The sequence below is a fragment of the Aeromonas media genome, assembly GCF_020423125.1.
Taxonomy (GTDB): Bacteria; Pseudomonadota; Gammaproteobacteria; order Enterobacterales; family Aeromonadaceae; genus Aeromonas; species Aeromonas media.
Genome location: NZ_CP075564.1, coordinates 2,806,321 through 2,833,193, shown reverse-complemented (window position 1 = coordinate 2,833,193; position 26,873 = coordinate 2,806,321). Strand labels below are relative to the sequence as shown.

General features: G+C 61.0%; 17 protein-coding genes and 1 pseudogene. 7 read left to right on the top strand and 11 right to left on the bottom strand.

What is annotated here, in order from left to right:
* Positions 1-18 precede the first annotated feature (18 nt).
* On the bottom strand, positions 19-1,794 hold the full coding sequence (locus tag KI797_RS12945) for a polysaccharide biosynthesis/export family protein (protein WP_226173117.1): 1,776 nt from the start codon (positions 1,792-1,794) through the stop codon (positions 19-21).
* A 24-nt stretch (positions 1,795-1,818) separates the two neighbouring features.
* Positions 1,819-2,193 (bottom strand): hypothetical protein, encoded by a 375-nt coding sequence (locus KI797_RS12940; RefSeq protein ID WP_161470123.1) that lies wholly within the window; start codon positions 2,191-2,193, stop codon positions 1,819-1,821.
* An 806-nt stretch (positions 2,194-2,999) separates the two neighbouring features.
* On the opposite strand from KI797_RS12940, the gene KI797_RS12935 reads away from it, so the two are divergent.
* The gene (locus tag KI797_RS12935; protein ID WP_182785726.1) at positions 3,000-3,524 is read left to right on the top strand and encodes an acyloxyacyl hydrolase; all 525 of its coding nucleotides are present in this window, start codon (positions 3,000-3,002) and stop codon (positions 3,522-3,524) included.
* A gap of 79 nt (positions 3,525-3,603) precedes the next feature.
* Here the strand turns inward: KI797_RS12935 and KI797_RS12930 are convergent, their stop codons facing one another.
* The 3 genes from KI797_RS12930 to KI797_RS12920 all read right to left on the bottom strand — a co-directional run bounded on the left by KI797_RS12930 (position 3,604) and on the right by KI797_RS12920 (position 8,197).
* Positions 3,604-4,245, bottom strand: a complete 642-nt coding sequence (locus KI797_RS12930) for an energy-coupling factor ABC transporter permease (protein WP_226169613.1) — start codon at positions 4,243-4,245, stop codon at positions 3,604-3,606.
* Between the two features lie 94 nt (positions 4,246-4,339).
* Complete coding sequence (pflA, locus tag KI797_RS12925) at positions 4,340-5,182, bottom strand: pyruvate formate lyase 1-activating protein (protein ID WP_139751701.1); 843 nt, start codon at positions 5,180-5,182, stop codon at positions 4,340-4,342.
* 75 nt (positions 5,183-5,257) lie between these two features.
* Positions 5,258-8,197 (bottom strand): sensor domain-containing phosphodiesterase, encoded by a 2,940-nt coding sequence (locus tag KI797_RS12920; protein ID WP_226169612.1) that lies wholly within the window; start codon positions 8,195-8,197, stop codon positions 5,258-5,260.
* A gap of 134 nt (positions 8,198-8,331) precedes the next feature.
* Between KI797_RS12920 and KI797_RS12915 the strand changes: the two genes are divergently transcribed.
* The 3 genes from KI797_RS12915 to KI797_RS12905 all read left to right on the top strand — a co-directional run bounded on the left by KI797_RS12915 (position 8,332) and on the right by KI797_RS12905 (position 12,166).
* Positions 8,332-10,020: an FAD-dependent oxidoreductase gene (locus KI797_RS12915; protein WP_041205397.1), complete on the top strand. Its 1,689-nt coding sequence runs from the start codon at positions 8,332-8,334 to the stop codon at positions 10,018-10,020.
* 145 nt (positions 10,021-10,165) lie between these two features.
* Entirely contained in the window at positions 10,166-11,146 is a 981-nt protein-coding gene (locus tag KI797_RS12910; RefSeq protein WP_226173115.1) for an IS5-like element IS5 family transposase, read from the top strand.
* Positions 11,147-11,245: 99 nt separating this feature from the next.
* Positions 11,246-12,166, top strand: a complete 921-nt coding sequence (locus KI797_RS12905) for an MFS transporter (protein ID WP_081805660.1) — start codon at positions 11,246-11,248, stop codon at positions 12,164-12,166.
* A gap of 95 nt (positions 12,167-12,261) precedes the next feature.
* Here KI797_RS12905 and KI797_RS12900 read toward each other — a convergent pair whose 3' ends face one another.
* The 6 genes from KI797_RS12900 to KI797_RS12875 form a co-directional block, all read right to left on the bottom strand.
* Positions 12,262-12,690, bottom strand: a complete 429-nt coding sequence (locus tag KI797_RS12900) for an ion channel (protein ID WP_041205398.1) — start codon at positions 12,688-12,690, stop codon at positions 12,262-12,264.
* 49 nt (positions 12,691-12,739) lie between these two features.
* Complete coding sequence (locus tag KI797_RS12895) at positions 12,740-13,906, bottom strand: RNA-guided endonuclease TnpB family protein (RefSeq protein WP_041206100.1); 1,167 nt, start codon at positions 13,904-13,906, stop codon at positions 12,740-12,742.
* A gap of 111 nt (positions 13,907-14,017) precedes the next feature.
* The gene (locus KI797_RS12890) at positions 14,018-15,052 is read right to left on the bottom strand and encodes a DUF2955 domain-containing protein (protein WP_041205400.1); all 1,035 of its coding nucleotides are present in this window, start codon (positions 15,050-15,052) and stop codon (positions 14,018-14,020) included.
* A gap of 8 nt (positions 15,053-15,060) precedes the next feature.
* Positions 15,061-16,152 carry an HlyD family secretion protein gene (locus KI797_RS12885; protein ID WP_005325891.1) on the bottom strand — a complete coding sequence of 364 codons (1,092 nt, stop codon included), beginning with the start codon at positions 16,150-16,152 and terminating at the stop codon, positions 15,061-15,063.
* Positions 16,145-17,662 (bottom strand): efflux transporter outer membrane subunit, encoded by a 1,518-nt coding sequence (locus KI797_RS12880; protein ID WP_041205402.1) that lies wholly within the window; start codon positions 17,660-17,662, stop codon positions 16,145-16,147. Before KI797_RS12880 ends, KI797_RS12885 begins: the two co-directional genes overlap by 8 nt.
* Before the next feature lie 4 nt (positions 17,663-17,666).
* A complete protein-coding gene (locus tag KI797_RS12875; RefSeq protein WP_226169611.1) occupies positions 17,667-18,587 on the bottom strand; it encodes an AI-2E family transporter in 921 nt (306 codons plus the stop codon).
* A gap of 57 nt (positions 18,588-18,644) precedes the next feature.
* Between KI797_RS12875 and KI797_RS12870 the strand changes: the two are divergent.
* The 3 genes and pseudogenes from KI797_RS12870 to pbpC all read left to right on the top strand — a co-directional run.
* Positions 18,645-19,136, top strand: a pseudogene (locus KI797_RS12870) (IS30-like element ISAeca1 family transposase); the annotation flags it as partial.
* A gap of 427 nt (positions 19,137-19,563) precedes the next feature.
* Positions 19,564-24,432 carry an alpha-2-macroglobulin family protein gene (locus KI797_RS12865; protein WP_226169609.1) on the top strand — a complete coding sequence of 1,623 codons (4,869 nt, stop codon included), beginning with the start codon at positions 19,564-19,566 and terminating at the stop codon, positions 24,430-24,432.
* Between the two features lie 10 nt (positions 24,433-24,442).
* A complete protein-coding gene (pbpC, locus tag KI797_RS12860) occupies positions 24,443-26,842 on the top strand; it encodes a penicillin-binding protein 1C (protein WP_226169607.1) in 2,400 nt (799 codons plus the stop codon).
* Positions 26,843-26,873 lie beyond the last annotated feature (31 nt).

Below are 26,873 nucleotides of genomic sequence, written 5' to 3'. Positions count from 1 at the left end.
TTGTTCGGTGTGGGCGGTTTAGTTGATGGCTACGTTCGCCGCCACGGCGATCTGATAGATGATCTGGGTGATGTCTTTGACAGATTGCATGGTTTTGCTGTCAACCTTGGGCAACACCATGATCTGATCCCCTGGCTGAACATTCCCCTGGCCCTTGAACTCCACCAGCCCGTTGGCATGCACCACGGCGATGCGCTGATCATTGGCTCGTTCGGTAAAGCCACCGGCCCAGGCGACATAATCATCGAGGTCGGCATTGGCGTTGTAGACCACGGCTTGTGGCATCAACACCTCACCACCCACCTGGATAAGGTCAGTCTTGTTCGGGATCACAATCTGGTCGCCTTGCTCCAGCTGAATGTTGGCGATGATGCCCTTGTCTGCGACCACGACCTTGCCCAGAGGCTGAATCTTGCGAGCCTTGTCGACAAATTGCATGACCAGCTCGGCCTCTTTGGCACGGATGGTCGCTTCACCATCCGAACTGGCCGGCGCGGTGAATACGCTGCGCTCCAGCCGGTTGAGCGATTCATCCAGCATCTCTTTTTGCCGGATGGCCACGCTCTTGCGCATCAGATAGATGGATTGGTAATCGGCCAGATCCGGGTTGATCGGAATATGGTTGAGCAGATCGTGCAGCTTGGTCTCTTTGCGGACGGTGAAGTAAGAGGGGCCCATATAACTGCCGGTGACCTGCACATCGTAAACTTGTGCATGCATGTCATCGTTGAACAGCACCTTGTCACCGTCCTTGAGTTGGACCCGGGCAAAATCTTTGTAAGGCAGATAAATAGAGAAAGGACCGTTTGCACGATCGCCAATTACCCCGACATGACTCACCTTGGCGAGGGGCAGGGCATAATTGATGAGCTCAGAGCCCTGCGTATTGCGCTGCTTTAATTCGAAGCGGAATGGGTTGCGAACCTTGCCAGCCACATTGATCATCGGCCCCTGGGGTTCCACCAGGATCACATCCTGATCCTTCAGGGAAAGCTTGGGCATTTTGCCTTTCTGCATGAATTCATACAGGTCGATCTGCTGGAGGACCTGGTTTTGGCGCAAGACCTTGATTTGACGGTAGCTACCACGCTCTGAATCGATGCCACCCGCCCGCTTGAGGAAATAGAGCACGCTGTCAGACGATTGTCCGGCATATTGGCCTGGGCGGATCACCGGCCCCGTCACGAATACACTCACCGGGGTTGTCGTCAGCAGGTTGACGTAAATATTGACGTTGTTGGTGAATACATCACCAATCTTGCTGGTTACCAGATTATTGATTTGGCTGGCTGGAACATTCTTGACATTGATTGGGCCTACATCAGGGATGAAAATATTGCCCTGATTGTCGACCGTTACCACATTGGAGAAATTGACGGCGCCCCAGATCCAGATATTCAGCTTGTCACCTGGTGCTATCAGGTAATTATCATTCAAACCATCGCTGCGTTCGGTTTCATATCCACCTGCAAAGAGGTTGGCACCGTAGGGGGGGGGGAGTCCGACCTCGGCTTGTGGCAGTAACTTCCGAACATCTGCCTCACCTGGCAGCAACATGCCTTGCCGATTTTGTTGCGCAAAACTACCGGTTGTTGAACTCGTGCTGGCTTGGTCACTCAGCGATGATTGGCCGCCAAGTTGGGGCCGATTGTTATCGCCTGAATTACCCGACAGGTTATAGCCAAATGATGCCCCATTTGCCTGGGTCTGGGCCTGGTCCGGTGCGCTAGCCGCCATGGTGGTGCAGGAGGCACCGATGAGAAACAGAAGGGTACTCAGCTGACGAACGTTCATTTTCAAAACAGATACCTTCGAGTTTTATTGTTCAGCAAGAAGGCTGCTGACAGAAGCTTGATCCAATTGAGGTATCAGGTACCACAGTTCTTCACTCTTGCATGCGACACTTCTTTGCGAGTGACCTTGCATGTTGTTGAACAAGAGGTCAACGCACTCACGTCCCATGGCAGACACATAGCGCTGACCCAAGGTGAAGGTCACACCGTTTGTGCTGAGTGCTGCCCCCTGAGGTTGAGTGTTGAGCGCCTGTTGCAGGTTTGCTGGCATGGCTTGCAGTGCTGTGGTCGATGATGGATTGACGAGGGGACGGGAGGCTTCGACCTGCTTTGGCTCATATGCGCAGCCAGCAATAGACATGGCTAGCGATATCGCCAGAAACCGGGTTGCGTAGTTCATGTGAAATATTATCCAGGTGTCAAAACTTGATGTGTTAACTCTGTGTTAATTTGGTGTTATTGGAAGTGTTCATTTTGCAATAATGCTTGTCTCATGTTGTTCCTTGGTATTGCTGTACTGAAACTGTACACGGGAATACATCATCTCAAAAGGCAAAAAAAGAAAAAAGCTACCGCACGGAAGTGACATTGCTCCGGTCTAGGATGGTCAAATTGTGGCTTGAAATAAAATTGACATATAAAGACAGACTGTCAAAGGCAGCTCTGTTTTCATAGCATTTCTGTCGTGCAGGAGCCGAGCCCGCGTATATTGCGTCATTTCGAGACGCTCGTCATGTTTAATCTTATGACGGGCGCATACTACCTGTAGGCTGCGAATGAGTCAACACATATTAGTCCTGCAACCGGTAGTGCCAGAGTGATTTAATCTGTTGTTATGTAACTATATTTTCATATTTGCAGTAATGGTTTAAACAGGTCTGATGAGTATTTTTAGCGCAGATGCTGTTAATTTAGGAAGCTCTTAAATAAAGAGCGTTTGAGATATTTATTTGACGATGGATGTTTTTGTTGCATCAGGAGTAACGATGTGGTTGGGAATATCATTAAGACATACACAATGTGCGTCATTAGTATTATCTTCTTTAACGTCACACTCAGTCGCTGATTTTGTAGACTATTTCTTCGAAAACATATTTATTTTTAGTTTTTGGTGTTGAGTTGACAGTTCTTTCCCTCACTGACTATGCCTGATGTGTGCCTGTTTGACGCTTGACAAAGCGGGGACATCAGGATGTAGGAGGGGGCATGGACGCCAATCTTCACTCGATCGCCAGATTATTGCTCTTGCTGAGCATGAGCACGACAGCCATTGCCAATGACGAAATCGTGGCTGTGCAGCTAGGAACACCTGCCGAAAACGAGAAGCTCGATATTTATACTGCTGACATCAAGCTCCACCATATGTTTTGGCAATGGGGTGAGTCGGGTTGTCAGTTTGGGTTGGGAGTGCGTGGTGGCGTGCTGGATGTTGGCCATGAATCCGGGGCCCGGTTGGGTGCTGGAGGGCGTGCTGAATGCCTGTGGGGCCAATGGGTGGTATGGATGCCGGTTGAGGTGCTGTGGCTAAGCAAACATGAGTTCGGGCACAAGGGGAATGGTTTTAAGGACTATGGTGGCCCTGTCCAGCTATCAACTGGATTAGGGCTGGGGTATGCCTTCAATCGGAATTGGCTGCTGGGATATCAGTATGAACATATGTCCAATGGGCATATGTATGAGCCCAATCCATCACTGGACAGTCACACACTCCACATCGAGTACAGATTCTAGCTTTTCATCAGGTCTTCTGAGCGCTGTTCGGCGTTCAGGGGACCCATGACATGGGCCTGCATGGCCATTTATGTCAGGATCAGCGCCCCAGATATTCCCTGTCGAAGAAGGTGCTGACCCAGTGGGGGCGGTAGACGGCGAGCAGTGTCATGGCCATGCCGTTGAGCAGGGCCTCGGGGAAGAGCAGCAGTGGCCAGATGGAGAGGTAGTCGGCACTGATAATGTGCCAGGGGTAGGCGCCGCTCAGCCCCATCAGCAGGGCGTTGGCGAGGATCTTGATCGAAATGCTGAGCGCCCCCCCAAGAAAGGCGGCCACGAACAGATAGACGAAGAGGTGGCGGGGCAGCCAGGCCCAGCTCCCAAGAAACAGCAGCCAGCTGGTGGCGACCGGCAGCGCGATGCCGATGAGCGCCTGCCAGCCGAACTCCGCCAGATCGGTGACACCAAAGGCCCCGAGGATCAGCAAGGTGAGGCAGGGGGCCAGCAGGGCGAGGCGCCAGCCCAGCAGCAGGGTCAGGCTGGTGAGGCCGAGAAAGTGGATCTCCAGCCCCTCGTGGAGGCCGGCCCGCAAGGTCCAGAGTGGCACCAGGACGATGGCGCTCCCCAGGCAGAGGTGCTGATAGAGGGGGTTGGCGTGGAGGGTGCGCAGCAGGGAGGCGTTCAGGCTGAAGGCGAGCAGCACCAGCCAGAGCAGGAGGGTGGCGACTTGTCCTTCACTCATGGCATGCTCCCTCGAATGTCACTGCCCGGTGATGAGCCCGGGCGCCGGCTGGCGCAATGAAAAGAGGCCGCCCAGTCCCGGGCGGCCTCCTGTCTCAATACTTCACGTTGGGGTGGTACTTGCCGAGGATGGCCTGAACTCTGTCCATGGTCTCCTTGCTGGGGGGCTTGATCCCGGTCAGATCGTAAGTGTCTCCCAGCACGTCCCACTTGTGTTTGCCCAGTTCGTGGTAGGGCAGCAGTTCCACCTTCTCGACGCAATCACCGAGCTCTGCGATGAACTGACCGAGCCCTTCGGCGCTCTCGTCATCATCGGACCAGGTCGGCACCACCACGTAGCGGATCCACATGGTCTGGCCGCGGGACGCCAGGTAGCGCGCGAACTCCAGGGTGTACTTGTTGCTGACGTGGGTGAGAGGGATGTGCTTCTCGTCGTTGATCTGCTTGATGTCCAGCAGCACCAGATCGGTGTTGTCGAGCACCCGATCGAGCAGCTCGTCGTAGTGACGCACGAAGCCGTTGGTATCCAGGCAGGTGTGGATCCCCTGTGCCTTGCAGGCGGCAAACAGTTCGGCGATGAACTCTTGCTGCAGCATGGCTTCCCCACCGGAGGCGGTGACACCGCCGCCCGAGGCATTCATGAAGTGGCGGTAGCTGGTGAGATCCTGCATCAACTCGGGCACGGTGACCTCGCGGCCGCCCTGGGTGTCCCAGGTGTCCCGGTTGTGGCAATACTTGCAGCGCATCAGGCAGCCCTGCATGAACACGATGAAGCGGATGCCGGGGCCGTCGACGGTGCCACAGGTCTCGACGGAATGGATCCGGCCAATGATGTCGGGACTGCTGGCGTCGCTAACGGTGGCGGCAGGGATCCGCTGAGTGCCCTGATCGGCAGGGCCGCTGGTTTCAACGGCAGGGATCCGGTTAATGACTGACATAGACGACTCCAATTGTTCGGACAGGGTTCGAGCGGTCGTTATTTTATGACATAAAGCCCTATAAATCCTACCTGTTTAGCCGGTTGGGGTGGCACCCAGCAGACTCTCCAGTGCCTTGACGGGAAGCGGGCGGCTGGTCAGGAAGCCTTGATAGTGCGGGCATCCCAGTGCCTTGAGCACGGCCAACTGCTCTTCCTCCTCCACCCCTTCGGCGGTCACGGTGAAGCGAAACACCTTGGCGAGATCCAGAATGGCCTTGACGATGGCCTTGTCCTGCTCGCTGTGCACCAGCGTCTGGATGAAGCTCCTGTCCAGTTTGACCTCATCGGCGGGCAGATCGCGCAGATACGCGAGAGAAGAATACCCGGTACCGAAGTCATCGATGGAGATGAGGATGCCCAGCGCCTTGAGTTGGCGGATCTTGGCGATGCTGTCCAGCCGGTTTTCCAGCACCACGGACTCGGTGACTTCCAGCAGCAGGCGCGACGGGGGCACCCCGGTATCGCGCAGCACATACTCCACCTGCTGCACGAAGCCGGCGGTGTGGAACTGGCGGGCACTGACGTTGACCGACAGATGGGGGATGGCGAGGCCGTTGTTGAGCCAGAAACTGTACTGGGCACAGGCGGTCTTCATCACCCAGTAGCCTATCTCCTGGATCAGGGTGGTCTCTTCGGCGATGGGAATGAACTCCCCAGGGGGGATCATGGTGCCGTCCATCTTCTGCCAGCGCAGCAGCGCCTCCACGCCCGAGAGGCTGCCGTTGTCGACTCTGTACTGGGGTTGATAGTGCAGCACCAGCTCGTTGTTGCGCAGGGCATCGCGCAGCTGGTTGCTCAGGGAGAGCTTGCTCTTCTCCTTCTCCGCCATGGCTTCGCTGAAGAAGATGTGGTTGCCCTGGCCGGCGCGTTTGGCCATGTGGACGGCGGTGTCGGCCTGCTGCATCAGGATCAGGTGATCCTTGTCATCATCGCTGAACAGGCTGATCCCCACGGAGGCACTGCAGTGCAGCTTGTGATCGCCGATGTCGAAGGGGAGCCGGAAGATCCCCATCAGCTCCCTGGCAAAATGCTCCGCCAGGATCTTGGCGGTGATGTAGCCCTGGCCCAGCGCCGTGAACAGCAGGGCGAATTCGTCCCCCGAGGTACGGGCCAGCACTAGGTTCTCCTGGGGCAGGGACTTGAGCCGCACTACCACGGCTTGCAGCAGCAGATCACCGCAGGCGTGGCCGAGGGAGTCGTTGATCGACTTGAAGTTGTCGAGATCGAGCAGCAGCAATGCCCCCCACTGTCCGCTCGGGGTCTGCAGGGTGCGCTGCATGATGTCGTTCAGGCTGCGCCTGTTGTAGAGGTCGCACAGATCGTCGTAATAGGCGAGCCGCTCGATGTGGCGGGCCGCCTCCTTCTCCTGGGTGATGTCGTGGAAGCTGCAGACGAAATGGCTGATCTCGTCCTCCTCATCCTTGACGCCACTGACCATCAGCCGCACCGGGAAGAGATGGCCATCCCTGTGCAGGCACTGCTCTTCGCCGAGCCAGTACCCCTGTTCATCGACGGCAGCGATGACCTCCTCCTTCAGGCTGTCGCCATAATAGGTGGGCCTCAGGGCCTCGATATGCTGACCGAGCATCTCATCGTCCCCGAACCCGGTAATGCGGCTGAAGGAGTTGTTGACCTTGAGGATGATGCCGCCGTGATCCATCACCAGCAGGCCGTCGTGGGTGTTGAAGGCCACCTCGGCCAAGCGCAGGGCATCGTCGTTGGCGAGGCGCTGCAGCTCGATGGCGGCTCGTTCACGCTGCTCGTAGAGGGTGTCGAGCAGGGGCATGGGGTCGGCCAGTGGCCCGTCGAGCAGCAGGGCGATCTGGCCGAGGGGAGCACCGCTCGGCCCCTGCAGCGGAATGCCGATGTAGCTTTTGGCGTTGAGGGCCAGCAGCTGGCTGGCCTGGGGATAGCGCAGGGGCAGGTCTTCCACATAGAGGCTCTGGCCGTGCTGGAAGATCTCCCGGCCCGGGCCTATCTCCATCCGCATGGGTTTAACGAAGGAGAAGGTCTCTCCCTCCAGCACGCAGCGCGGGATGAGCCAGAGATCCTGGCCGCGGGGCTGGTATTCGCCGAGCCAGCCGATGCGGGCGCCGCTCGCTGCCATGGCCCAGCGCACCAGGGCGCGGCAATACTCATTGCCGGTCTTGCAACTGAGACCGCTTGGCAGGGTGAAGGGGGAGGGCTCGGCCACTTCGGGTTCGGGCTGCCAGTGACCCAGCAACTGGGCGCAGTGGCGCACCAGCTGCAGCGTCTCTTCGCCGATCAGGGTCGCCTCGGCGTATTCGAGGCTGAGCACGCCGATGAGCTTCTCCTGCTCCAGCAGGGCGCCGTCCAGGCGGGAGCTGACATTGGCATTGGCCAGATAATAGTGCTGGCTCAGCATGGGCTGGTGTGCGGCCTCCGAGAAGCTCAGGGCGCCCCGGGTACGCAAGGCCCGGATGTAGCGGCTGTCACCGCGAATGGCACCGACAGAATCCGCATTCAGGGTGAAGACAGGGGTCAGCTGCTCGCTACCGAGGGGACCATTGGCCTGGTAGTGCCAGAGGATCAGGCGATCGGCCCCCAGGCACTCCCTGAGGCTCTCCAGCATGGCGGCATACTGCTGCTGGCTGGCCATCTGGCTCAGGCGCGGCAGTTGCAGCGACAGGCTGGCCGCGCTCTCCTGGGACTGGGTCTGCAGGCAGATGAGCCAGAAGGCGTCCTGTTCATGGGAGAGGGAGATGTGCCACTGCTGTGCGGCAAAGCGCAACAGCAGCTTGCCCCCCTTACCGCTGGCGAGCCGCTGCTCTATGGGTTGGCGCAGGGCATCCGGCAATTGAGCCGGCCAGGCGCTGCGGGGCTCATCGAGCCAGTGGAGCGGGGTCTGCATCACATCGGTCAGGGCGACCAGCCGTTGACTACGGGTATCCAGGCGAAAGAACAGGGGGGCCTGGCTGGCTGTCGGGAGATGGCTGAGCGCGGTAGACGACATGAACTGACACTATCCTGTTGAGCAATTGTCGGAGGGCAAGAATACTGCAAATCCGTGGCAAACAAAATTTCATTGAAACCTAAATTAGATTGTTCTAATTTTAACTCAATTTCTCGTTGAGTGGAGTCTTGCAGATGAAACGGATCCTGATTGTGGGTGGTGTCGCGGGTGGTGCATCGGCGGCGGCCCGCGCCCGCCGTTTGAGTGAAGAGGCAGAGATAGTGATGTTCGAGCGGGGCGAGTTCGTCAGCTTTGCCAACTGCGGTCTGCCCTATCACATCGGGGGGGATATCCCCAATCGGGATGCCTTGCTGCTGCAGACGCCCTTGAGCTTCAAGCGCCGTTTCAACGTCGATGTGCGGGTCTTCCACGACGTGATCGAGATAGACAAGGCGGGCAAGACTCTGCTGGTGCGCAACCTGCAAACCGGTGATGAGCAGCGCGAGCCCTACGATGTGCTGTTGCTGAGCCCGGGTGCGGCACCGATCCGCCCTCCTTTCCCCGGTATCGACAGCCCCCACGTTTATACCCTGCGCAACATCCCGGACATGGATCGCATTCTGGCGGCCCTGCACCACGACAATCCACGCCATGTCACCGTGGTGGGCGGGGGATTTATCGGGCTGGAGATGATGGAGGCGCTGCATCAGCGCAAGCTGGATGTCACCCTGCTGGAGCTGGCCGATCAGGTGATGGCGCCGGTGGACAAGGAGATGGCCAACATGCTCCATGCCCGCATCCGCGAAGAGGGGATCGATCTGCGTCTGCGCACCGGTCTATCAGCCATCGAGAGTCTGGATCTGCCCGCCGAGAAGACGGCAGCCGTGCCCACCGCCAACAGCGGCGGCCTGCGCCTGACCCTCAATGACGGCACCCATCTCGACACCGGTATGCTGATCCTCGCCATCGGCGTCAAGCCCGAAACCCTGCTCGCCGCCAAGGCGGGGCTGGAATTGGGGCCGCGCGGCGGCATCAAGGTCGATGCCAGCATGCGTACCTCGGATCCCTTCATCTTTGCGGTGGGGGATGCGGTGGAGGAGACCGATTTCGTCACCGGCGAATCTGTGCTGATCCCGCTGGCGGGTCCTGCCAACCGGCAGGGACGCATCGCCGCCGACAACATGCTGGGCCGTGCGGAAACCTACAAGAAGACCCAGGGCACCGCCATCTGCAAGCTGTTCGATCTGGCGGTGGCGAGCACCGGCCTGAACGAGAAGCGACTGGTGCAACTGGGTCTGCCTTTCGAGAAGGTTTATGTCCACCCGGGCAGCCACGCCGGTTACTACCCCGGTGCCCACCCGGTCAGCCTCAAGCTGCTGTTTGCTCCCGATGGCAAGATTTATGGCGCCCAGGCCATCGGCAAGGATGGGGTCGATAAGCGCATCGACGTACTGGCGGTGGCCCAGCGGGCCGGTCTCTCCGTGTTTGATCTGCAGGATCTGGAGCTCACCTATGCGCCGCCGTTCGGCTCGGCCAAGGATGTGATCAACATGGCTGGCTTCGTGGCGAGCAATCACCTCAAGGGAGATACCCTGCTCTGCCACGCCGCCGAGGTGCAGGCCCGCCACCCCCATCAGCTGGTGGTAGATGTGCGCAACGGCCCCGAGCTCGACAAGCTGGGGCGCATTCCGGGGGCGTTGCACATCCCCCTCGACGAGCTGCGCAGCCGTCTTCACGAGCTGCCCAGGGACAAGGAACTGCTCATCAGCTGTCAGGTGGGCTTGCGCGGCCACGTGGCCTGCCGCCTGCTGAGCCAGCACGGCTTTCGGGTGAAGAACCTCTCCGGCGGCTTCAAGACCTGGCAGATGGCCTCTGCTGGTTAGCTTCGTTTACATCTTCATACTCGGCCCCCGTGGCCAGCTCTACTGGGGGCTCAACTGCCGAGTGGCGTCCGTGCTAGGGAAGGTGCGAACAAGTCCCTGATATGAGATCATGTTTGTCATCTGGAGCCATGAAAAAGGGTTCATCATGAGTCATCAGCTCACCTTCGCCGACAGTGAATTCAGCAGTAAGCGCCGTCAGACTAGAAAAGAGATTTTCTTGTCCCGCATGGAGCAGATTCTGCCATGGCAAAACATGGTGGAAGTCATCGAGCCGTTTTATCCCAAGGCTGGTAATGGCCGGCGACCTTATCCGCTGGAAACCATGCTACGCATTCACTGCATGCAGCATTGGTACAACCTGAGCGATGGCGCGATGGAAGATGCTCTGTACGAAATCGCCTCCATCCGTCTGTTTGCCCGGTTATCCCTGGATAGCGCCTTGCCGGACCGCACCACCATCATGAATTTCCGCCACCTGCTGGAGCAGCATCAACTGGCCCGCCAATTGTTCAAGACCATCAATCGCTGGCTGGCCGAAGCAGGCGTCATGATGACTCAAGGCACCTTGGTCGATGCCACCATCATTGAGGCACCCAGCTCGACCAAGAACAAAGAGCAGCAACGCGATCCGCAGATGCATCAGACCAAGAAAGGCAATCAGTGGCACTTTGGCATGAAGGCCCACATTGGTGTCGATGCCAAGAGTGGCCTGACCCACAGCCTAGTCACCACCGCGGCCAACGAGCATGACCTCAATCAGCTGGGTAATCTGCTGCATGGAGAGGAGCAATTTGTCTCAGCCGATGCCGGCTACCAAGGGGCGCCACAGCGCGAGGAGCTGGCCGAGGTGGATGTGGACTGGCTGATCGCCGAGCGCCCCGGCAAGATAAGAACCTTGAAACAGCATCCACGCAAGAACAAAACGGCCATCAACATCGAATACATGAAAGCCAGCATCCGGGCCAAGGTGGAGCACCCATTTCGCATCATCAAGCGACAGTTCGGCTTCGTGAAAGCCAGATACAAGGGGTTGCTGAAAAACGATAACAAACTGGCGATGTTATTCACGCTGGCCAACCTGTTTCGGGCGGACCAAATGATACGTCAGTGGGAGAGATCTCACTAAAAACTGGGGATAACGCCTTAAATGGCGAAGAAACGGTCTAAATAGGCTGATTCAAGGCATTTACGGGAGAAAAAATCGGCTCAAACATGAAGAAATGAAATGACTGAGTCAGCCGAGAAGAATTTCCCCGCTTATTCGCACCTTCCCCAGCAGGGGCGGTTGTTTGGTTTCTTTGAGACCGGGCGTGGGGTGGTGGATACAGTGGTCGCCTTCTGTGCGCTGGGGGTCTTCGCCTATTTCGGCAGCGACCTGAGCGGTTTTAGGGCCGGCATCCTGTTCTACTCCTGTATTGTCATCGTGGTGGGGGTCGGCATCCTGTTCCTGATGAACGACGAGGAGAAGACCGGGGCCGAGCAGAAGGCGACGCGTACCGGCGAACTCTCGTCTGTGCTCAGAGACAAGCTGGTGTGGCTCATAGCCCTCAACATCTTCTGTGTCTACTCCGTCTATTGTGGCCTGACTTTTTTCATCCCCTTCCTGAGCAAGATCTACGCCCTGCCGGTGGCACTGGTTGGTGCCTATGGCATCATCAACCAGTACTGCCTGAAGATGGTCGGAGGCCCCATCGGTGGCATCATAGCGGACAAGGTGCTGAAGTCCCCCAGCCGTTATCTCTGCTATAGCTTCATGGTCAGCACCGCCATGCTTGGCCTACTGATCGTCTTGCCCCATGAGCAGATGTCCGTCTACCTCGGCATGGCCTGCACCCTGGGCTTTGGTACCGTTGTCTTCACCCAGCGAGCCGTTTTCTTCGCCCCCATCGGTGAGGCCAAGATCAAGGAGGACCATATTGGCTCCGCCATGGCGATGGGTAGTTTCATCGGCTATGCCCCGGCTATGTTCTGCTTCAGCCTCTACGGCCATTTGCTGGATCAGTACAGCGGCTTGTTAGGGTACCAGATAGTGTTTGGCATCATGGCGTGTTTTGCCTTCGCAGGAACCGTCATCTCCACTCTGCTGGTGCGGGAGATCAAGCGAAAGGACGCTGCCGTCGCGACCGAACAGATCGTCGCGAGCTAAGGCTGGACTAGGGCGATCGACCGACCTAGTGCCATGGGAGAGGGGAGCCAGTGGCTCCCCTCTTTTTGGGCATCCGTTCTCGCTGGTGAGAGGTGCTATTCGCTGGCTTGTCCCAGCTGCTTGCGAATATGGTGTTGCAAGACCGCCAGCATGGAGGCGCCGGAGAGGCCTATCATCAGGGCGCCGTTGACCGCTTCCAGCGGCCCGAGCATCTTCCACTGCGGGCTCATGACGATGTCGCCATAGCCCAGGGTGGCGAAGTTGACCCCGGAGTGATAGATGGCCTCCTGCAAGGTGTCGAACTCGCCGAGCCACAGGAAGAGCCCTCCCCAGACGCCGATCTGGGCCAGGTTGCCCAGCATCACCAGAGTGATGGTGCCAAAAAGGGCCAGCATGCCAGCCAGGGCACCCTCGCGTTGATTGAACCGCTTGATGTAGAAGCGGATGCACCAGACGGCAACCAGGGATTGCAACAGCATGTTGACCAGGATCACCGGGATGCCGACCATCAAAATGAGAAACATGTCAGTCTCGTGACTGCTCCCCGCCGCAAGCGGCGAGGCTTCCCACTTCTTAGGCCGCTACTGCCGAATTGGCAGATTGACGCTGGCCTCCATGGGTAGAAACGACGAGTCCCGCCGCCTTTAATTCCAATATGCCTTGCTGCTGGATATTCATGGCTGCGTTGATGTCGCGGTCATGCTCTGCATCACACGCCGGACATGCCCACTGCCGCTGGTGCAGCGGCATATCCGGCATCTTGTGGCCGCAATCGCTACACAGTTTCGAGCTGGCAAACCACTGATCGAGTTTGATTAGGTGGCGACCCGCCGCTTGAGCCTTGTACTCCAGCTTCATGATGAAACCATGCCAGCCAGCATCGCCTATGGCGCGGGCCAGTTTGTGGTTTTTCATCATGTTCGCTGATTTCAATGTCTCCACGATGATCGCTTGACTATCGTCAACCATCGTGCGGGAGAGTTTGTGCTGAAAATCGGCGCGGGCATTGGCTACCCGTTCGTGCAGGGCTGCCAGTTGCCGCCTTGCCTTGCCACGGTTGGCGCTGCCCTTTTTCTTGCGAGACAGTGCCTTTTGCTTGCGCCGTAGATTGCGGCTGGCATTGACAAGGTGGCGCGGGTTATCCGTTTTCTTTCCGTTGGACTGGATGAGATAGTGGGATAGCCCCATATCACAGCCGGTCACGTCGGTGATGAAGGTGGGCTTGGCCGGGGCCTCGCAGCCATCATCGCAAAGGATGGACGCATAGTATTTCCCTGTCGGGCCACGGCTGACTGTGATACTGGAGACCACGCCGATTATGTCTCGGTGAATGACCGCCCTGATGGGCGTCATCTTCGGTAACTGGATAGCGTCGGCCAGCACTTTGCCATTGGGGTGATAGCTCGATTGCCTGCCCCGTTTGCTCTTGAACGTTGGCATTCGCGCCTTGAGCTTGGGGTTGAAGAAGTTGACAAACGCCTTGTCCAGATTGATTACCGCCTGCTGCAAGGCGAGTGAATCGTACTCTTTCAGCCAGCCGTATTTGCGCGACTTTTTTGCCACTGCCAGCAAGGGCTTCAGGTCGCGTTTCGGTTTCAGTGAGACCCCGTGACGCTTGAACATGTGGCTTTGAATATGAAGGGCCTTGTTGTACGCGAACCGCACCGCGCCGAACTGAGCATTCAAAAATGCCGCCTGTTCGTCAGTGGGGTAAATCCGTACTTTTGTGGCTCTTTTCACCGGCAAACCTTAAATGTCGAGATACTGTAATTATATACAGTAAAAATATTACCACTCAATAGAAAACATTGAGTTACCGCCCCTTATATCCCCGCCCGATTGGGCGAGGGTTTACGGGGCATCTGCTAACTTCGCTTCTGCCAGTGGTCGGCCGACCGGCCGCCACTGCTCGAGCAGCAAGATACACAGCCAGCCATAGCCGGCTACCACCAGATAGAGGCCGCAACGCATGGCGGCCGCCAGCCACACATCCTTGCCGGTGGCGCTGTCCTCGATGGCCGGGCCAAACAGGATAAGCGCCGTGATCCAGGCGTTGCTCCAGAATGACGGCGGGAAGCGCCCCGCCACCAGTCGCACCAGACGCCGTGCCAGCCAGAGAGTCATCAGGGTCAGCATCAGCACCAGCATCAGCAGCGAGGGCCAGAGGCTGAGTCCCATCCAGAGTGCGAACGCCAGCAGGGCGCCCGCCAGGGTCGAGAGCACCAGCTCCTGGCCCGCCTGTTTGGCGTTGAGGGAGGTGCTCTGCTGGGCCAGCGTCACCGTCTTCATTACCGCCGGAATGTAGAACGCCGGATTGCCAAGCGCCAGCAGCCACACCGGCATCACGATGGCGACGGCGCGCAGCGCCAGCCGCTCGGGGTGTTCGGGGAGGGGCGGTGTCGCTCTGGCGGCCACGCCGATCACCGGCTGAGGGGGGAAGAGTGCATGCGCCATGCGGTTGACCAGGGTGCCTATCAGGATCCCAAGCCCCATCATCTGGGCGATGGCAATGGCAAGGGACTGCTCGATGAGACCGGCCACCGGGATCACCGTGATGGCCATGATGAGCAACATGGCGGCGGCCCCCTTGCCAGCCATCGCCTGCTGCATCAGCAGGTAGAGCAACAAGCCGACAAGCAGCACGGCCGCCAGGGCATAGTGGGTCAGCAGCGGAACCAGCAGCACCCCGGAGGCCATGATCCCCAGCAGCAGGATCCCCCCCGCTAGCCCCTTCTTCAGGCCGAGCGGCTCCCCGGGTCGGCACAGCACCACCCAGGCCATGATGACGCCGAGGTGGGGCATCGGCAGGGCCAATCCGTAACAGAGCCCCGTTGCGAGTCCGATGCCCGTGCCAATGCGCAGTACAGCCCTGTCGGCGTTATGCATGTGGCGCCTCAATAGAGGAAGGAGAAGAGGCTCATCAGCCGGATATAGAGTGCCCCCAGGAGGTGCATCACCCCGCTCTCGCCGGTGTAGACCAGCACATCAACCTGGCCGCCGACCCGCAGCGCCTCGACCGGCGGAAAGTCGTCGCCCTGGAAGGCAATCTTGACCGGGAAACGCTGGGCCTGGCGTAGCCAGTCCCGGTTGTTGTCGACCGTGGGCAGGGCTCCGGCTGGCTGGCTCTTGCCGTCGCCCACCCCGTAGCCGACGCTGCGAACTTCGCCCTTGAACAGGCGTCCGGGCAGGCTGTCGAGCAGGATGGCGACCTTGTCCCCTGGCCGAATGTTGCCGAGGTTGTTCTCCGTCAGATCGGCCGATACCCAGACGTCGTGGATGGCGATCAGGGTCATGGCCGGTGCGCCTGCCCCGATGAACTGGCCTGCATCTGTGCTCAAGTCGGTGATGAGCCCCCGACCCGGCGCCACCACGCGGGTGTTCTGGCGATCCAGCTCGGCCTTGTGGACCGCCGAGCGGGCGCTGAGCAGCTGGGAGTTGTCATCGCCGCTCACTCCGGCGGCCTCGATGGCGCGGCGCACGTCGGCTTCTGCTGCCGCCACCTGGCTTTTGGCTGTCTCGCGGCTGGCCTGGGCCACCTCGAGGCGACGCACCGAGATGGCGCCCGGATCATCGCGATAGAGCCGCTCCTGGCGCTCCGCATCCTTGGCCGCGTTGTCATAGGCGGCGCGCATGGCCATCAGGGAGGCCTCGGCCGCCTTGACCCCTTCGGTGTTCGCCTTGACGCCGCTCAGGACCGTCTGGTAATCGGATCTGGCCTTGGCCAGGGCGATGTCATAGGGTTCGGGGTCGATGTCGAACAGGGGGGATCCTGCTTCCACGTCCTGATTGTCGCGCACATGGACCTTCTGGATCTGGCCGGACACTTGGGCGGCAACGGGGACCACGAAGGCCTGCACCCTGGCCTGGGAGCTGTAGGGGGTCAACCGATCGGCCAGCAGATACCAGGTGAGCAGGAGGAGGATTGCAACCAGCAGCCCGAGGGTGGCGCGGCGGCTGGCCTGGCCGGGAGACGCTGTGTCAGTCATGGGAGCTTGCCTTCTGTGTCATGGGGGAGTGGGTTGCGTCGAGCAGGGGAGCCCAGTCGGCGCGTGTGCGCAGCTGGGCCTCCACCTCGGGGGTTACCAGGGGACGCTCTCGCCCCTGTTCCCAACCGCCACCCAGTGCCTTGTAGAGCGTGATGAGGTCGCGCATCCGGGCGCCACGGCTGTTGACCAGGCGCTCCTGCTGGTTGAACAGGGCGCGCTGGGAGTCGAGCACCCGCTGGAAGTCCGCCATCCCCTCGCGATACTGGGTGTTGGCGATCTCGAGGGAACGACGGGCGGCCTCGCCGGTCTGGGTCAGCAGGGCTATCTCGTCCTGGCCGTTGGCGTAGGCCACGGCCGCATCATCCACCTCGCGGGCCGCCTTGAACACGCTGTCGCGATAGCGTTCGTGCAGCTGCTGGAAGCGGGCGTCCTGCACCAGGATCTGGTTGCCGAGCCGTCCCTGATCAAGCAGGTTCCAGCTGAGCGAGGGGCCGACGGCCCAGGAGAAGGTGCCGCTTTCCCCATTGGTGGCGTTGACGCCCAGGGTGCCTAGCAGGGTGATGGACGGGTAGAGCTCGCTCTCGGCCACCCCGATCAGGGCCGACTGGGCGGCCAGTTGCCGCTCCGCGATCCGCACGTCGGGACGACGACGCAGCAGATCTGCCGGCATCTCGGTGACCAGGGCCAGCTCACCCTGGGGGATCTTGCCTGTGTCTGAGCCCATCTCGGGCAGGGGGCCCGGAGGTCTGGCGAGCAGGGTCGAGAGGGCATTCTGACTCTGACGCAGGTTGGTTTCGAGTTGCGGAATGCCGGACAGGGTGCCGAGGTACTGGGTCTTGGCCTGCTGCACGTCCAGCTCGGCGCTGTTGCCGCTCTTGAACAGCCGTTCGGTGATCTCCAGGCTGCGCCGCTGGATGCGGGCATTCTCCCGTGCGATGTGGAGTCTGGCTTCCAGGGTGCGGATGCTCACATAGAGCTGGGCCACCTGGGCGGCCATCAGCACCTGGATGTCATCATACTGGGCCAGGGTGGCGAAGTAGTTGGCATCCGCCGCCTCGATGCCGCGTTCGAACTTGCCCCAGAAGTCGAGTTCCCAGCCGAGATTGAACCCGGCACCATAGCTGCTGCCGGCACTGCTGTGACCATTGCGGGTCTGCCCGGCTTGCAGCAGCTCGCCTGTGCCCACGGTGGCCTGAGGGCCGAGCAGGCTTTCGGCGATGCCGAGCTGAGCCTGGGCCTCGAGGATCCGCAATCCGGCGATCCTGACATCCGGATTCTTTCGCAGCGCCTCCAGCACCAAGGCACTGAGCACGGGATCGTGCAAATTGTCCCACCATTGGCGATAGTCGGCGGCCGAGAGCGCAGCTTGGCCCTCGCTGGCGCTGTGCCAGCCTGCCATTTCGTCGACGCTGGGGGACTGATAGTCTGGGCCGAGCACGGTGCAGGCACTCAATAACAGGCATGCGCCCCCCGTGAACAGGGGGCGCATGGTGTAACGTCGGACGGCCATGGGGTTATTTTTCCACAGACGCCAGACCTTCGTTGACCCAGGCCATGAAGATGCGATAGCCGATGGAGAGCAGGGTGGCACCGATGAACATGCCGAGGATACCACTGGCAGCCATGCCGCCAAGGGCGCCCAGCAGCACCACCGGCATGGGGGCATCGACCCCGCGACCCAGCAGCAGCGGCTTGAGGACGTTGTCTGCCATGCCTGCGACGATCAGCAGGACGCTGTAGATGATGTTCACCGCAGTGCCGTGATCACCCGCACTCCACATGTAGGCGATGGCAGGAGCCGTCACCAGGATCACGGGCACCTGGGCGATGCCGAGGATCAGCGCCAGGACGAAGAAGATGCCGACCGCCGGGATCCCCGCCAGCATCATGACGATCCCCGCCAGCAGCGCCTGGATGAAGGCAACCCCGATGACTCCCTGGGCCACGGCTCGAATGGTGCTGGTGCACAGCTTGGTCAGCGCCAGCCCCTTGCGTTCATCCGTGATGCGCATGGCGATGCGATCGGCGCTCAAGGCGCCCGGAGCCCCCCAGGCCATCATGATGCCGGCCACGATGAAGGAGGCGACAAAGCCGAGCAAGCCTCCCCCCATGCTGGCGAGGATGCCGACAACCTTCTTGGCCAGATCCCCAAGCTGTGGCTTGTAGCTGATGATGAGGCTGGGCAAGTCCACCGAGGCTTTCAGCCAGACGGCATGGAGCTTGGCGCCCACCAGCGGGATGTTGGCTGTGTCAGGGGAGGGAGCCGGGATGACCAGCGTGTTGTTTTCCACCTTGTCAACCAGGGCGCTGACGCTGTCCCCCAGGGAGCTGACCATGACGACGGTGGGCGCCACGATGAGCAGCACCCCCAACAATACCAGCAGGGTGGAGGCCCGGCCCTGTTTACCGCCCAGGATCAGGGCCCACAGCATCATGTTCATGAAGGGAGAGAACACGGTAAAGCAGAAAGAACCCAGTGTCAGGATAAGGCCAAACGCCCTGCGATAGTCAATGAGCGGAGCCGTGTGGGAGATTGGGAAGTCGATACCGTGTTGGGTAAGCAAGGCAGCGGTGCAATAGTGAGTCTGTTGGAGCGTAAGAGCCGGCTCTACCTGGTTCAATACGTTCCCAGCAAAACAGCCAGCGCGGTGGCGGACACCATTATCAGCATGCTGAAACCCTACCAGGCACATGTCCATACCATCACAGCTGACAATGGTAGCGAGTTTGTCGAACATGAACGTGTTGCAGCAGAGCTGGAAGCGCAGGTGTACTTTGCGCATCCATACAGTGCATGGGAACGGGGACAGAATGAGAATAGCAATGGTCTGCTGCGGCAATATGTGCCCAAAGGCAGTGATTTGAGTGTGGTGACAGCAGAGGCACTGTCAGCCGTCGAAAAGCGGCTGAACTTCAGGCCGCGCAAATGCTTGGGATTTAAACAGCCACAGGTGGTTTTTGACGAACTTCTGAAAGCAGCCTGATTTTTAATCGGGAATTGCACTTCGAAGTTGAATTCGCGGGGCCCTCTGACTTTGCCCATGGTTTATTTAAGGCATGGGCAATCCATGTAAAAAGAATATTTAACTGGTTGAAATTTGGTTGGTTCGCTCAACAGCGCCAGTAAGGCAAGAGAATAAAGAATCCCCCCATGCCGCACAAGCAAACTGTTGTTCCCAGTTTAGCCTGCGTTCAGAAAATGGGGGGAGTTTACCTATACAAAATAGCATTCAAAGAGATAGTCTCGAATGGAAAATATTGTTGCCGGCTCATGAGCGGGTATTTCTGCTGTCACGGGGTGTAGTGATGGATGAAGTGTCCATGGCACTGAGCTTTGTGTTAATGGGGACGACGTTTTATCCTATTGACTCCTGTGCTGCGCTGGCGGCGACTCAACCCGGGATGACCTCTATGCACCTCCTCAAGCCCTCTGCTGTGCCTCGCCTCCTTCGTTTGCATCCTTCCTGGTCAGCCTGGTTATTAGTGGGGCTTGGTACTCTGCTGAGCGGTTGCGGCCCTGACAAGCCTGTCAGCCAAGTACCGACCACAGAATCCTCTGTGCAGCAGGAGGTCGGGGCGCCGAGTTCGGTAGTGCAAGCTAACACCCGCCAATACCGCGATGCCCCGGCGCTGGCGCTGGTCTTCTCCGGCCCCTTGGCGCCCAAGGCGAACTGGCAGATCTGGCTCTCTGTCAGTGAAGGGGGCAAGCAGGTGCAGGGGGAGTGGCTCCTCGCCGAAGATGGTCGCACCCTCTATTTCCCGAACGTTCAGCCCGATAAAAGTTACGAGGTGAGCCTCAAGGCGGGGCTGGGCCCATCTCCCCAGAGTTGGACCCTCAAGACCCGGCCGCTGGAGGCTGGGGCCTCCTTTACCGCGAGCGGCATGGTATTGCCGCTGCGCGACGAGCTACGCCTGCCCATCAGTGCGGTCAATGTGGATGAGGTCAATATCGACTTCTTCCGGGTCGATGCGGAATATCTGCCCCGTTTTCTGGCCGAGTATCGCCCCGGTGCCGGCATGGGCAACTGGGAGCTTGAGCAGATCACCCAGCGGGCCAAGCGGGTGTTCAGCGGCCGTTACGGGCTGGAGCTTGATGCCAACCGGCGCGAGACCCGCCTTATCAATGTGAACTCGCCGCAGCTGGCGGAGGCCGGCGTCTACTTTGCGGTGATGTCGCCTCTTGGCAACTACGACTGGCGCAAGGAGACCACCTATTTCGCGGTGAGCGACATGGGGCTCAGTGCCCGCCGTTACCGCGATCAGCTGGAGGTGTTCGTGAGCTCCTTGGCCAGCGCCGACCCGCTCAAGGATGTGCAGCTCTCCCTGCTCGACGAGAAGGGCAACCGGCTGCAGGTGCAAAATACCGATCCCCAGGGTCATCGCCGCTTCGATCAGGTGCAGGGGGCCCGACTGCTGCTGGCCGAGCAGGGCAAGCATCTGGCAGTGCTGCGCCTCGATGGTGCGGCGCTCGATCTCTCCACCTTCGATCTCGGCACCCAGCCCTGGCAGGCCCAGCAGTTGTATCTGTTCAGCGGGCGCGATCTCTATCGTCCCGGCGAGCGGCTCGACAGCGAGATCCTGCTAAAAGGGCAGGATGGCCAGCTGCTGCCGGGTATGGCGGTTGAGCTGGAGGTGAAACAGCCGGATGGCCAACTGCTCGAACAGAAACGGCTGCTGCCGGACAATCTTGGCGCCGCCCACTACGGCCTGCGCCTGCCGGACGATGCGCCGCTCGGGCGCTGGACCATCAGCCTCAAGACCGCCGCCGGTAGCCGCTTCGAGTGGCCTTTTCTGGTGGAGGAGTTTCTGCCGGAACGGCTGAAACTGCAGCTTGGCAAGGGGCCGGATGGCGAAGTGACGAGTCTGGACGCCGCCCTCACCCTGCCGCTGCAAGGGGACTATCTCTACGGTGCGCCAGCGAGCGCCACCAAGGCCAAGGCGGAGGTGAAGTTAAGCCGCGCCACCATGCCCTTTACCCAGTGGCAGGAGTTCACTCTGGGTGACGTGCTGCTCGCCGAGCAGGCCAGGGATCTCGAGGCGCGGAGTCTCACCCTGGATGCACAGGGGCAGGGGACTTTTTCACTGCAAGATGAACTCGATGGGGTGCGCGCCCTCGGGCCGCTGGAGGTGGCCTATCGGGTGTCGCTCTCCGAGCCCGGTGGCCGCGCCGTCAATCGCAGCCGCACCCAGTATGGCTGGCCCGCGGGCAGCCAGTGGCCGGCGCTCAAGGCCGACTTCGTGGCCGATCGGGTAGAAGGGGGCAAGCCGCTCCCCTTCCAGATCCTCAACCTCGATGAGCAAGGCCAGCCGGTGGCGGGGGCGGTGAAGGTGCGGCTTATCAACGAATACCGCGACTACTACTGGCACTACGCCGATGGCGAGGGATGGAAGTACGAATTCAACAGCCAGCCCTATCTGGAGCAGGAGCAGACCCTGCAGCTGGACGGCAAGGGGCCGACCCCCCTCAGTTTGCAACTGGCGGCGGGCTGGTATCGATTGGAGGTGGAGAACAGCCAGGGCCATCAATCCAGTCTGCGGTTCGAGATCGGCAGCTACGCCTGGGGCGGCGGTGGCGAGCAGGCGCGGCCCGACAAGATTGCCATCACCCTCGACAAACGTGCCTATCAGGCGGGTGACAAGGCCAAGGTGACCCTGGTGGCACCGCGTCCGGGCAAGGGGTTGCTGCTGGTGGAAGATGGCGACGGCCTGCGCTGGTGGCAGCGCATCGAACTGAACGCCGAAGGCACCGGGCAAGGGGAAGGGCGGGGCGAGTTCGAGATCCCCATCAGCCCCGAGTGGCAACGTCATGATCTCCATATCTCGGCCCAGATCGCCGTCCCTGACAGCGAGTCGAGACCGGCGAGCAGCAAGGGCATTCAAAGCCTGCGCTCGGTCGGCCTGGTGCCGCTGACGCTGGACAGAGAGGCTCGCCGCCTGCCGCTCACCCTGAGCGCGCCGGATAAAGCCGTGCCGCTCACCCGGCTCGAAGTGACTGCTACCTCCACCCCCAACAGTCAGGGGCGGGTGGTGCTGGCGGCGGTGGACAGGGGCGTACTCAACATCAGCGACTACAAGCCACTCGACCCGTTCGAGATCTTCTTCGGTCGCAAGCGCTTCGCACAAGACTTGTTCGACAACTACGGTCAGGTGATCCCGCCCCAGGACGGCAAGCTGGCTCGCCTCAACTACGGCGGTGATGCCCCGGCCCTGAAGAAGGGGGGCGCACTGGAGAGCCGGGTCGAGGTCGCTGCGCTCTGGAGCGGCGAGGTGAGTTTCGACGAACAGGGCAAGGCGGTGATTCCGCTGGATCTGCCCAACTTCAACGGCGAGCTGGCGCTGATGGCGCTGGCCTGGAACGAACAGCAAGTGGGCGAGGCCGAGCGCGCCGTCAAGGTGGTGGCGCCCTTGGTGGCCGAGATTGGCTGGCCGCGCTTTGGCGCCAGAGGCGATGAGACCCGGGCGCTGGTGCAGCTGCGCAACATGAGTGGCGAGGATCAGACCCTATCCCTTGTCTGGAGCCTCAACGGCGGGCTCAAGGCAAACGGTGAGTTGCCTGGCACGCTGTCTCTTAAAAACGGCGAGGAGCAGTGGCTGACCCTGCCGCTCACCGTGACCGGGGCGAGCGGCGTGGCGAGCCTGCAGTTGGCGGCCAGCGGCAAGGATTTTGCCATCAGTCGCGACTGGACTCTGCCGCTGCGCTCCCCCTGGCCGGCCGAGACTCGCCAACGCTACCAGATGCTGGCCCCCGGCCAGCAGATGAGCTTTGCGCCCGGTGAGCTGGCTGGGCTGGCTCGCGCCAATCTGCAGGGGCTGCTCAGTCTCTCCGGCACCCCGCCCTGGGATCCGGCGGCCCAGTGGCAGGCGCTGGCCGACTACCCCTACGCCTGTCTGGAGCAGACCCTCTCTCGCGCCTGGCCTTACTTGCTGACCACGGCGGATGAGCGGGCCGCCTGGAGCAAACCCGCAGAGGGCAAGAAAGCGGCGAGCGAAGCGGATGTGCAACGCGCCTTGTTGCAACGGCTGCAGCGGTTGCAACTGCCAAGCGGCGGCTTTGGTCTGTGGGATGGTCGCTCCGACGAGGAACAGTGGCTCACCGCCTATGCCGCCGATTACCTGCTGGCGCGCAAGGAGGCGGGCGATACAGTGCCGGAGGCGATGCTCAATCAGGCGCTGAACCGGCTGCAAAGCTATCTCACCGACAGCCAGTACGGCGAGCGCTGGAGCAGTGCCCCCGAGCACAGCCGTCTTGCCTATCAGGCTTACAGTGCCTATGTGCTGGCCCGGGTGGGCAAGGCACCGCTCGCTACCTTGCGCCTTGTCTGGGAGCAGCAGGCCGATCACGCCCGCTCAGGCTTGCCGCTATTGCACCTCTCACTGGCCCTCTCGGCCATGGGGGATGAGCAGAACGCCGCCAAGGCTCTCAGCCGGGCCTTGGCGACCGAGCGCGGGGACGACTATCTGGGGGATTACGGCTCACCGCTGCGTGATGAAGCCCTTGAGCTCTCCCTGCTGCGCCAGCACAAGCTGGCTGCGGAGCGCTGGCCCGATCTCAGCGCCAAGGTGGCTGATACCCTGGCTCACCGTCAGTGGCTCAGCACCCAGGAGCGGCTCGCCCTGTTGCGACTCGCCCGATTCGATCCGGCCGTCGACTGGCAGGCCAGGGTGACCTCCTCTCTTGGCAGTGGATCCCTGAGCGGTTCGGCTCCGCTGCAGCAGGGCGCCCCCGAGGCACTGGCCGCGAGTACCGTCACCAACGAGGGCAAGGGATCCCTCTATGTGCAGCGCACTCTGATCGGTTACCCCGAACAAGCGCCAGCACGGATCAGCAAAGGGATGAGTGTGACCCGCAGCTGGTTCAATAGCGACGGTCAGCCGTTTGATCCCGCCAAGGTGAAGGTGGGCGATCTGGTGGTGGTGCGGCTCAATGTCAGCAGTGAATCAGCGGTGCCTGATGCCCTGCTGGTGGAGATGGTGCCCGCTGGCTTCGAGCTGGAGAACCCCGCCCTTGGCAACAGCATCAAGCTCGAAGAGCTCTCCATCGAGGGGAAACCGGCGTGGCAGAGCGAGTGGAACGACTACCTCAAGCATCAGGAGTTTCGCGATGACCGCTACACGGCGGCGCTGGATCTGAGCGAGGGGAGCAACCAGCAGCTGGTCTACCTGATGCGGGCGGTGACGCCGGGTCGCTATCAGGTGCCACCGACCCAGGTGGAGGATATGTACCGGCCCGAGCTGCGGGCAGTGGGTGAGGATATCCATGAGGTAACGATTTCTGAGTAGCTGGCGCTTGATGAGTCGCAGACGCCCTCCGAGTAACGTTCCCTCCCTTGAGCGGGTTCGCCCGCTCACTTTCTGGCAGCGTGGCTGGCTGAGCTTGGTTCGCAGTGGCCGCGCTGGCTGGCGCTGGCTTGGCCATCTGCCACGCTGGTTGCGTGTCTCGATGCTGGGGGTTGTGGCCTTGCTTCTGTCATTGCTGGCGCTGGATCGACTCTTCCCGCCACCACCGCTCGACCCGGCCTATGCGCGGGTGGTGCTCGACATGAAGGGGAGGCCGCTGCGCGCCTTTGCCGATACCAGCGGCGTGTGGCGCTACCCCGTGACCCTGGAGCAGGTCTCCCCCCGCTATATCGAGGCGCTGCTGGGCTACGAGGATCGCTACTTTTGGCGTCATCCCGGGGTCAATCCGGTGGCCATGGTGCGCGGGGTCTGGCAGTGGCTGCGCTATGGGCGGGCCGTGTCGGGGGGCTCGACCCTCACCATGCAGGTGGCGCGTCTTATCGAACCCTACCACAGGAGCGTGCCCGGCAAGCTGCGTCAGATGGCGCGCGCGCTGCAGCTGGAGTGGCACTACGACAAGCGCACCCTGCTCACTGTCTATCTGAACCGGGCGCCGTTTGGCGGCAACCTTGAGGGGGTGCAGGCGGCCAGTTTTGCCTATCTCGGCAAGAGTGCAGTCACGCTGACCTATGCCGAGGCGGCGCTCTTGGCGGTGCTGCCGCAGGCCCCCAGCCGCAACCGGCCGGACAGGCATCCCGAGCGAGCCCGCGCCGCCCGTGACAAGGTGATGCAGCGACTGGTAGCGCAAGGCGTCTGGCCGGAGCAGGTGTGGCTGGAGGGGCGCATCGAGCCGGTGCTGGCCCGCGGTCACTTCACGCCGATGGAAGCGCCGCTGTTTGCCCGCCTCGCCGCCGACAATCAGGCTGGGGCGCTGGTGCACACCACCATCGACGGCGATCTGCAGCGTTGGTTGGAGGGGCGGGTGACGAGCTATATCCGCCGCTTCCCCGAGCAGACCTCAGCCGCCTTGCTGCTGGTGGACAACAGCACAATGGCGGTGCGCGCCTATGTGGGCAGCGCCGAGTATGGCAATTTGCGCCGCCACGGTTACCTCGACATGGTGCAGGCGATCCGCTCTCCCGGCTCTACGCTGAAGCCCTTCATCTACGGTCTGGCCATGGACGAGGGGCTGGTGCACTCGGCTTCTCTGCTCTCCGATGCGCCAAGGCTGGGATCTGACTATCGCCCCGCCAACTTTTCCGGTGCCTTTCAGGGGCCGGTGACCCTCGCTCAGGCGCTGCAGCAATCCCTCAACGTACCGGCGGTGCAGGTGCTGGAGGCGCTTGGGGCCGACAAACTGGTCAGCCGCCTCGACAACGCCGGGGTGCGGCTAGCGCTATCCGACAAGCCCAATCCGGCCATTGCGCTGGGGGCGGCGGGCATTCGGCTCGAGCAACTGGTGGCGCTCTACAGTGCGCTGACCCGGGATGGGCAGGTGGCGATGCCGGTCTGGCTGGCGGGGCAGCAGGCGGTGTCGCGCCCCTTGCTGAGCCCGGGGGCGGCTTGGATCATCTGGCAGATCTTGAGTGCGCAGGGACGGGCGGATCAGCCTTTTGCCAGCGAGGCGACTGGCCGGGTCAATCGACTGGCCTGGAAGACCGGCACCAGCTATGGCTATCGCGATAGCTGGGCGATGGGGGTCTCCGGTCGCTGGACCATCGGCGTCTGGCTGGGGCGCCCCGACGGCACCCCCATGCCCGGATTTTACGGCCAGAGCGCGGCAGTGCCGCTGCTGCTCTCGGTCTACTCGCGACTGGCCGACAACAGCCCCTTGCCGGTACAACCCAATACGGTGAGCGAGGCCGAGATCTGCTGGCCGCTGGGGCGCACAATGAGCGCGACCCTGCCTGAGGCCTGTCTGCAGCGCCAGAGTGCCTGGTTGCTGGAAGAGCGCGATCCCCCCACCTTGCCAGATCCCATGGACTGGCCCTCGCCGCTGCGGCAAGTGGCGTTGACCAAGGAGGGCAAGCCGACGTTGAGCCGCTGCCCCGAGGTGGCGCAATCCGGTTTTAGGGCGCTCTGGCCGCTGTCGCTGGAGCCTTGGCGGGGGCCCGGCGAGCGGCGTCAGGCGCTGCTCGCCAGCGGTTGCGCGGGGGAGGGGCAGAGCGCAGAGCTGCAGGCCCCCATTCGCATCGTGGCGCTGGGGGAGGGCAATCTTATTCGCAGTCAGCGTTACCGGTTGCAGCCCAAGGTGCTGGGCGGTGTCGGCAAGCCGGCCTGGTTTCTCAACGGCCAGCGGCTGCGCTGGGACGGGGATCAGGTGCTGAGCGTGGCGGGTCGTTATCAGTTGGTGGTGGTGGATGAAGCAGGCAACAGCGATCGCATCGAGTTTCGGTTGGAGAACCCCTCCTGAGAGAGGCGAGTCAAAGGGGCTACCCGTTCAG

Bases quoted from the DNA above. Each gene is read 5' to 3' on its own strand.
- KI797_RS12910 (WP_226173115.1), top strand. From the start codon at position 10,166: ATGAGTCATCAGCTCACCTTCGCCGACAGTGAATTCAGCAGTAAGCGC.
- KI797_RS12935 (WP_182785726.1), top strand. From the start codon at position 3,000: ATGGACGCCAATCTTCACTCGATCGCCAGATTATTGCTCTTGCTGAGC.
- KI797_RS12865 (WP_226169609.1), top strand. From the start codon at position 19,564: ATGCACCTCCTCAAGCCCTCTGCTGTGCCTCGCCTCCTTCGTTTGCAT.
- KI797_RS12890 (WP_041205400.1), bottom strand. From the start codon at position 15,052: ATGCATAACGCCGACAGGGCTGTACTGCGCATTGGCACGGGCATCGGA.
- KI797_RS12915 (WP_041205397.1), top strand. From the start codon at position 8,332: ATGAAACGGATCCTGATTGTGGGTGGTGTCGCGGGTGGTGCATCGGCG.
- pflA (WP_139751701.1), bottom strand. From the start codon at position 5,182: ATGTCAGTCATTAACCGGATCCCTGCCGTTGAAACCAGCGGCCCTGCC.
- KI797_RS12885 (WP_005325891.1), bottom strand. From the start codon at position 16,152: ATGACTGACACAGCGTCTCCCGGCCAGGCCAGCCGCCGCGCCACCCTC.
- KI797_RS12930 (WP_226169613.1), bottom strand. From the start codon at position 4,245: ATGAGTGAAGGACAAGTCGCCACCCTCCTGCTCTGGCTGGTGCTGCTC.
- KI797_RS12875 (WP_226169611.1), bottom strand. From the start codon at position 18,587: ATGATGCTGTGGGCCCTGATCCTGGGCGGTAAACAGGGCCGGGCCTCC.
- pbpC (WP_226169607.1), top strand. From the start codon at position 24,443: ATGAGTCGCAGACGCCCTCCGAGTAACGTTCCCTCCCTTGAGCGGGTT.
- KI797_RS12880 (WP_041205402.1), bottom strand. From the start codon at position 17,662: ATGGCCGTCCGACGTTACACCATGCGCCCCCTGTTCACGGGGGGCGCA.
- KI797_RS12905 (WP_081805660.1), top strand. From the start codon at position 11,246: ATGACTGAGTCAGCCGAGAAGAATTTCCCCGCTTATTCGCACCTTCCC.
- KI797_RS12940 (WP_161470123.1), bottom strand. From the start codon at position 2,193: ATGAACTACGCAACCCGGTTTCTGGCGATATCGCTAGCCATGTCTATT.
- KI797_RS12945 (WP_226173117.1), bottom strand. From the start codon at position 1,794: ATGAACGTTCGTCAGCTGAGTACCCTTCTGTTTCTCATCGGTGCCTCC.
- KI797_RS12920 (WP_226169612.1), bottom strand. From the start codon at position 8,197: ATGTCGTCTACCGCGCTCAGCCATCTCCCGACAGCCAGCCAGGCCCCC.
- KI797_RS12900 (WP_041205398.1), bottom strand. From the start codon at position 12,690: ATGTTTCTCATTTTGATGGTCGGCATCCCGGTGATCCTGGTCAACATG.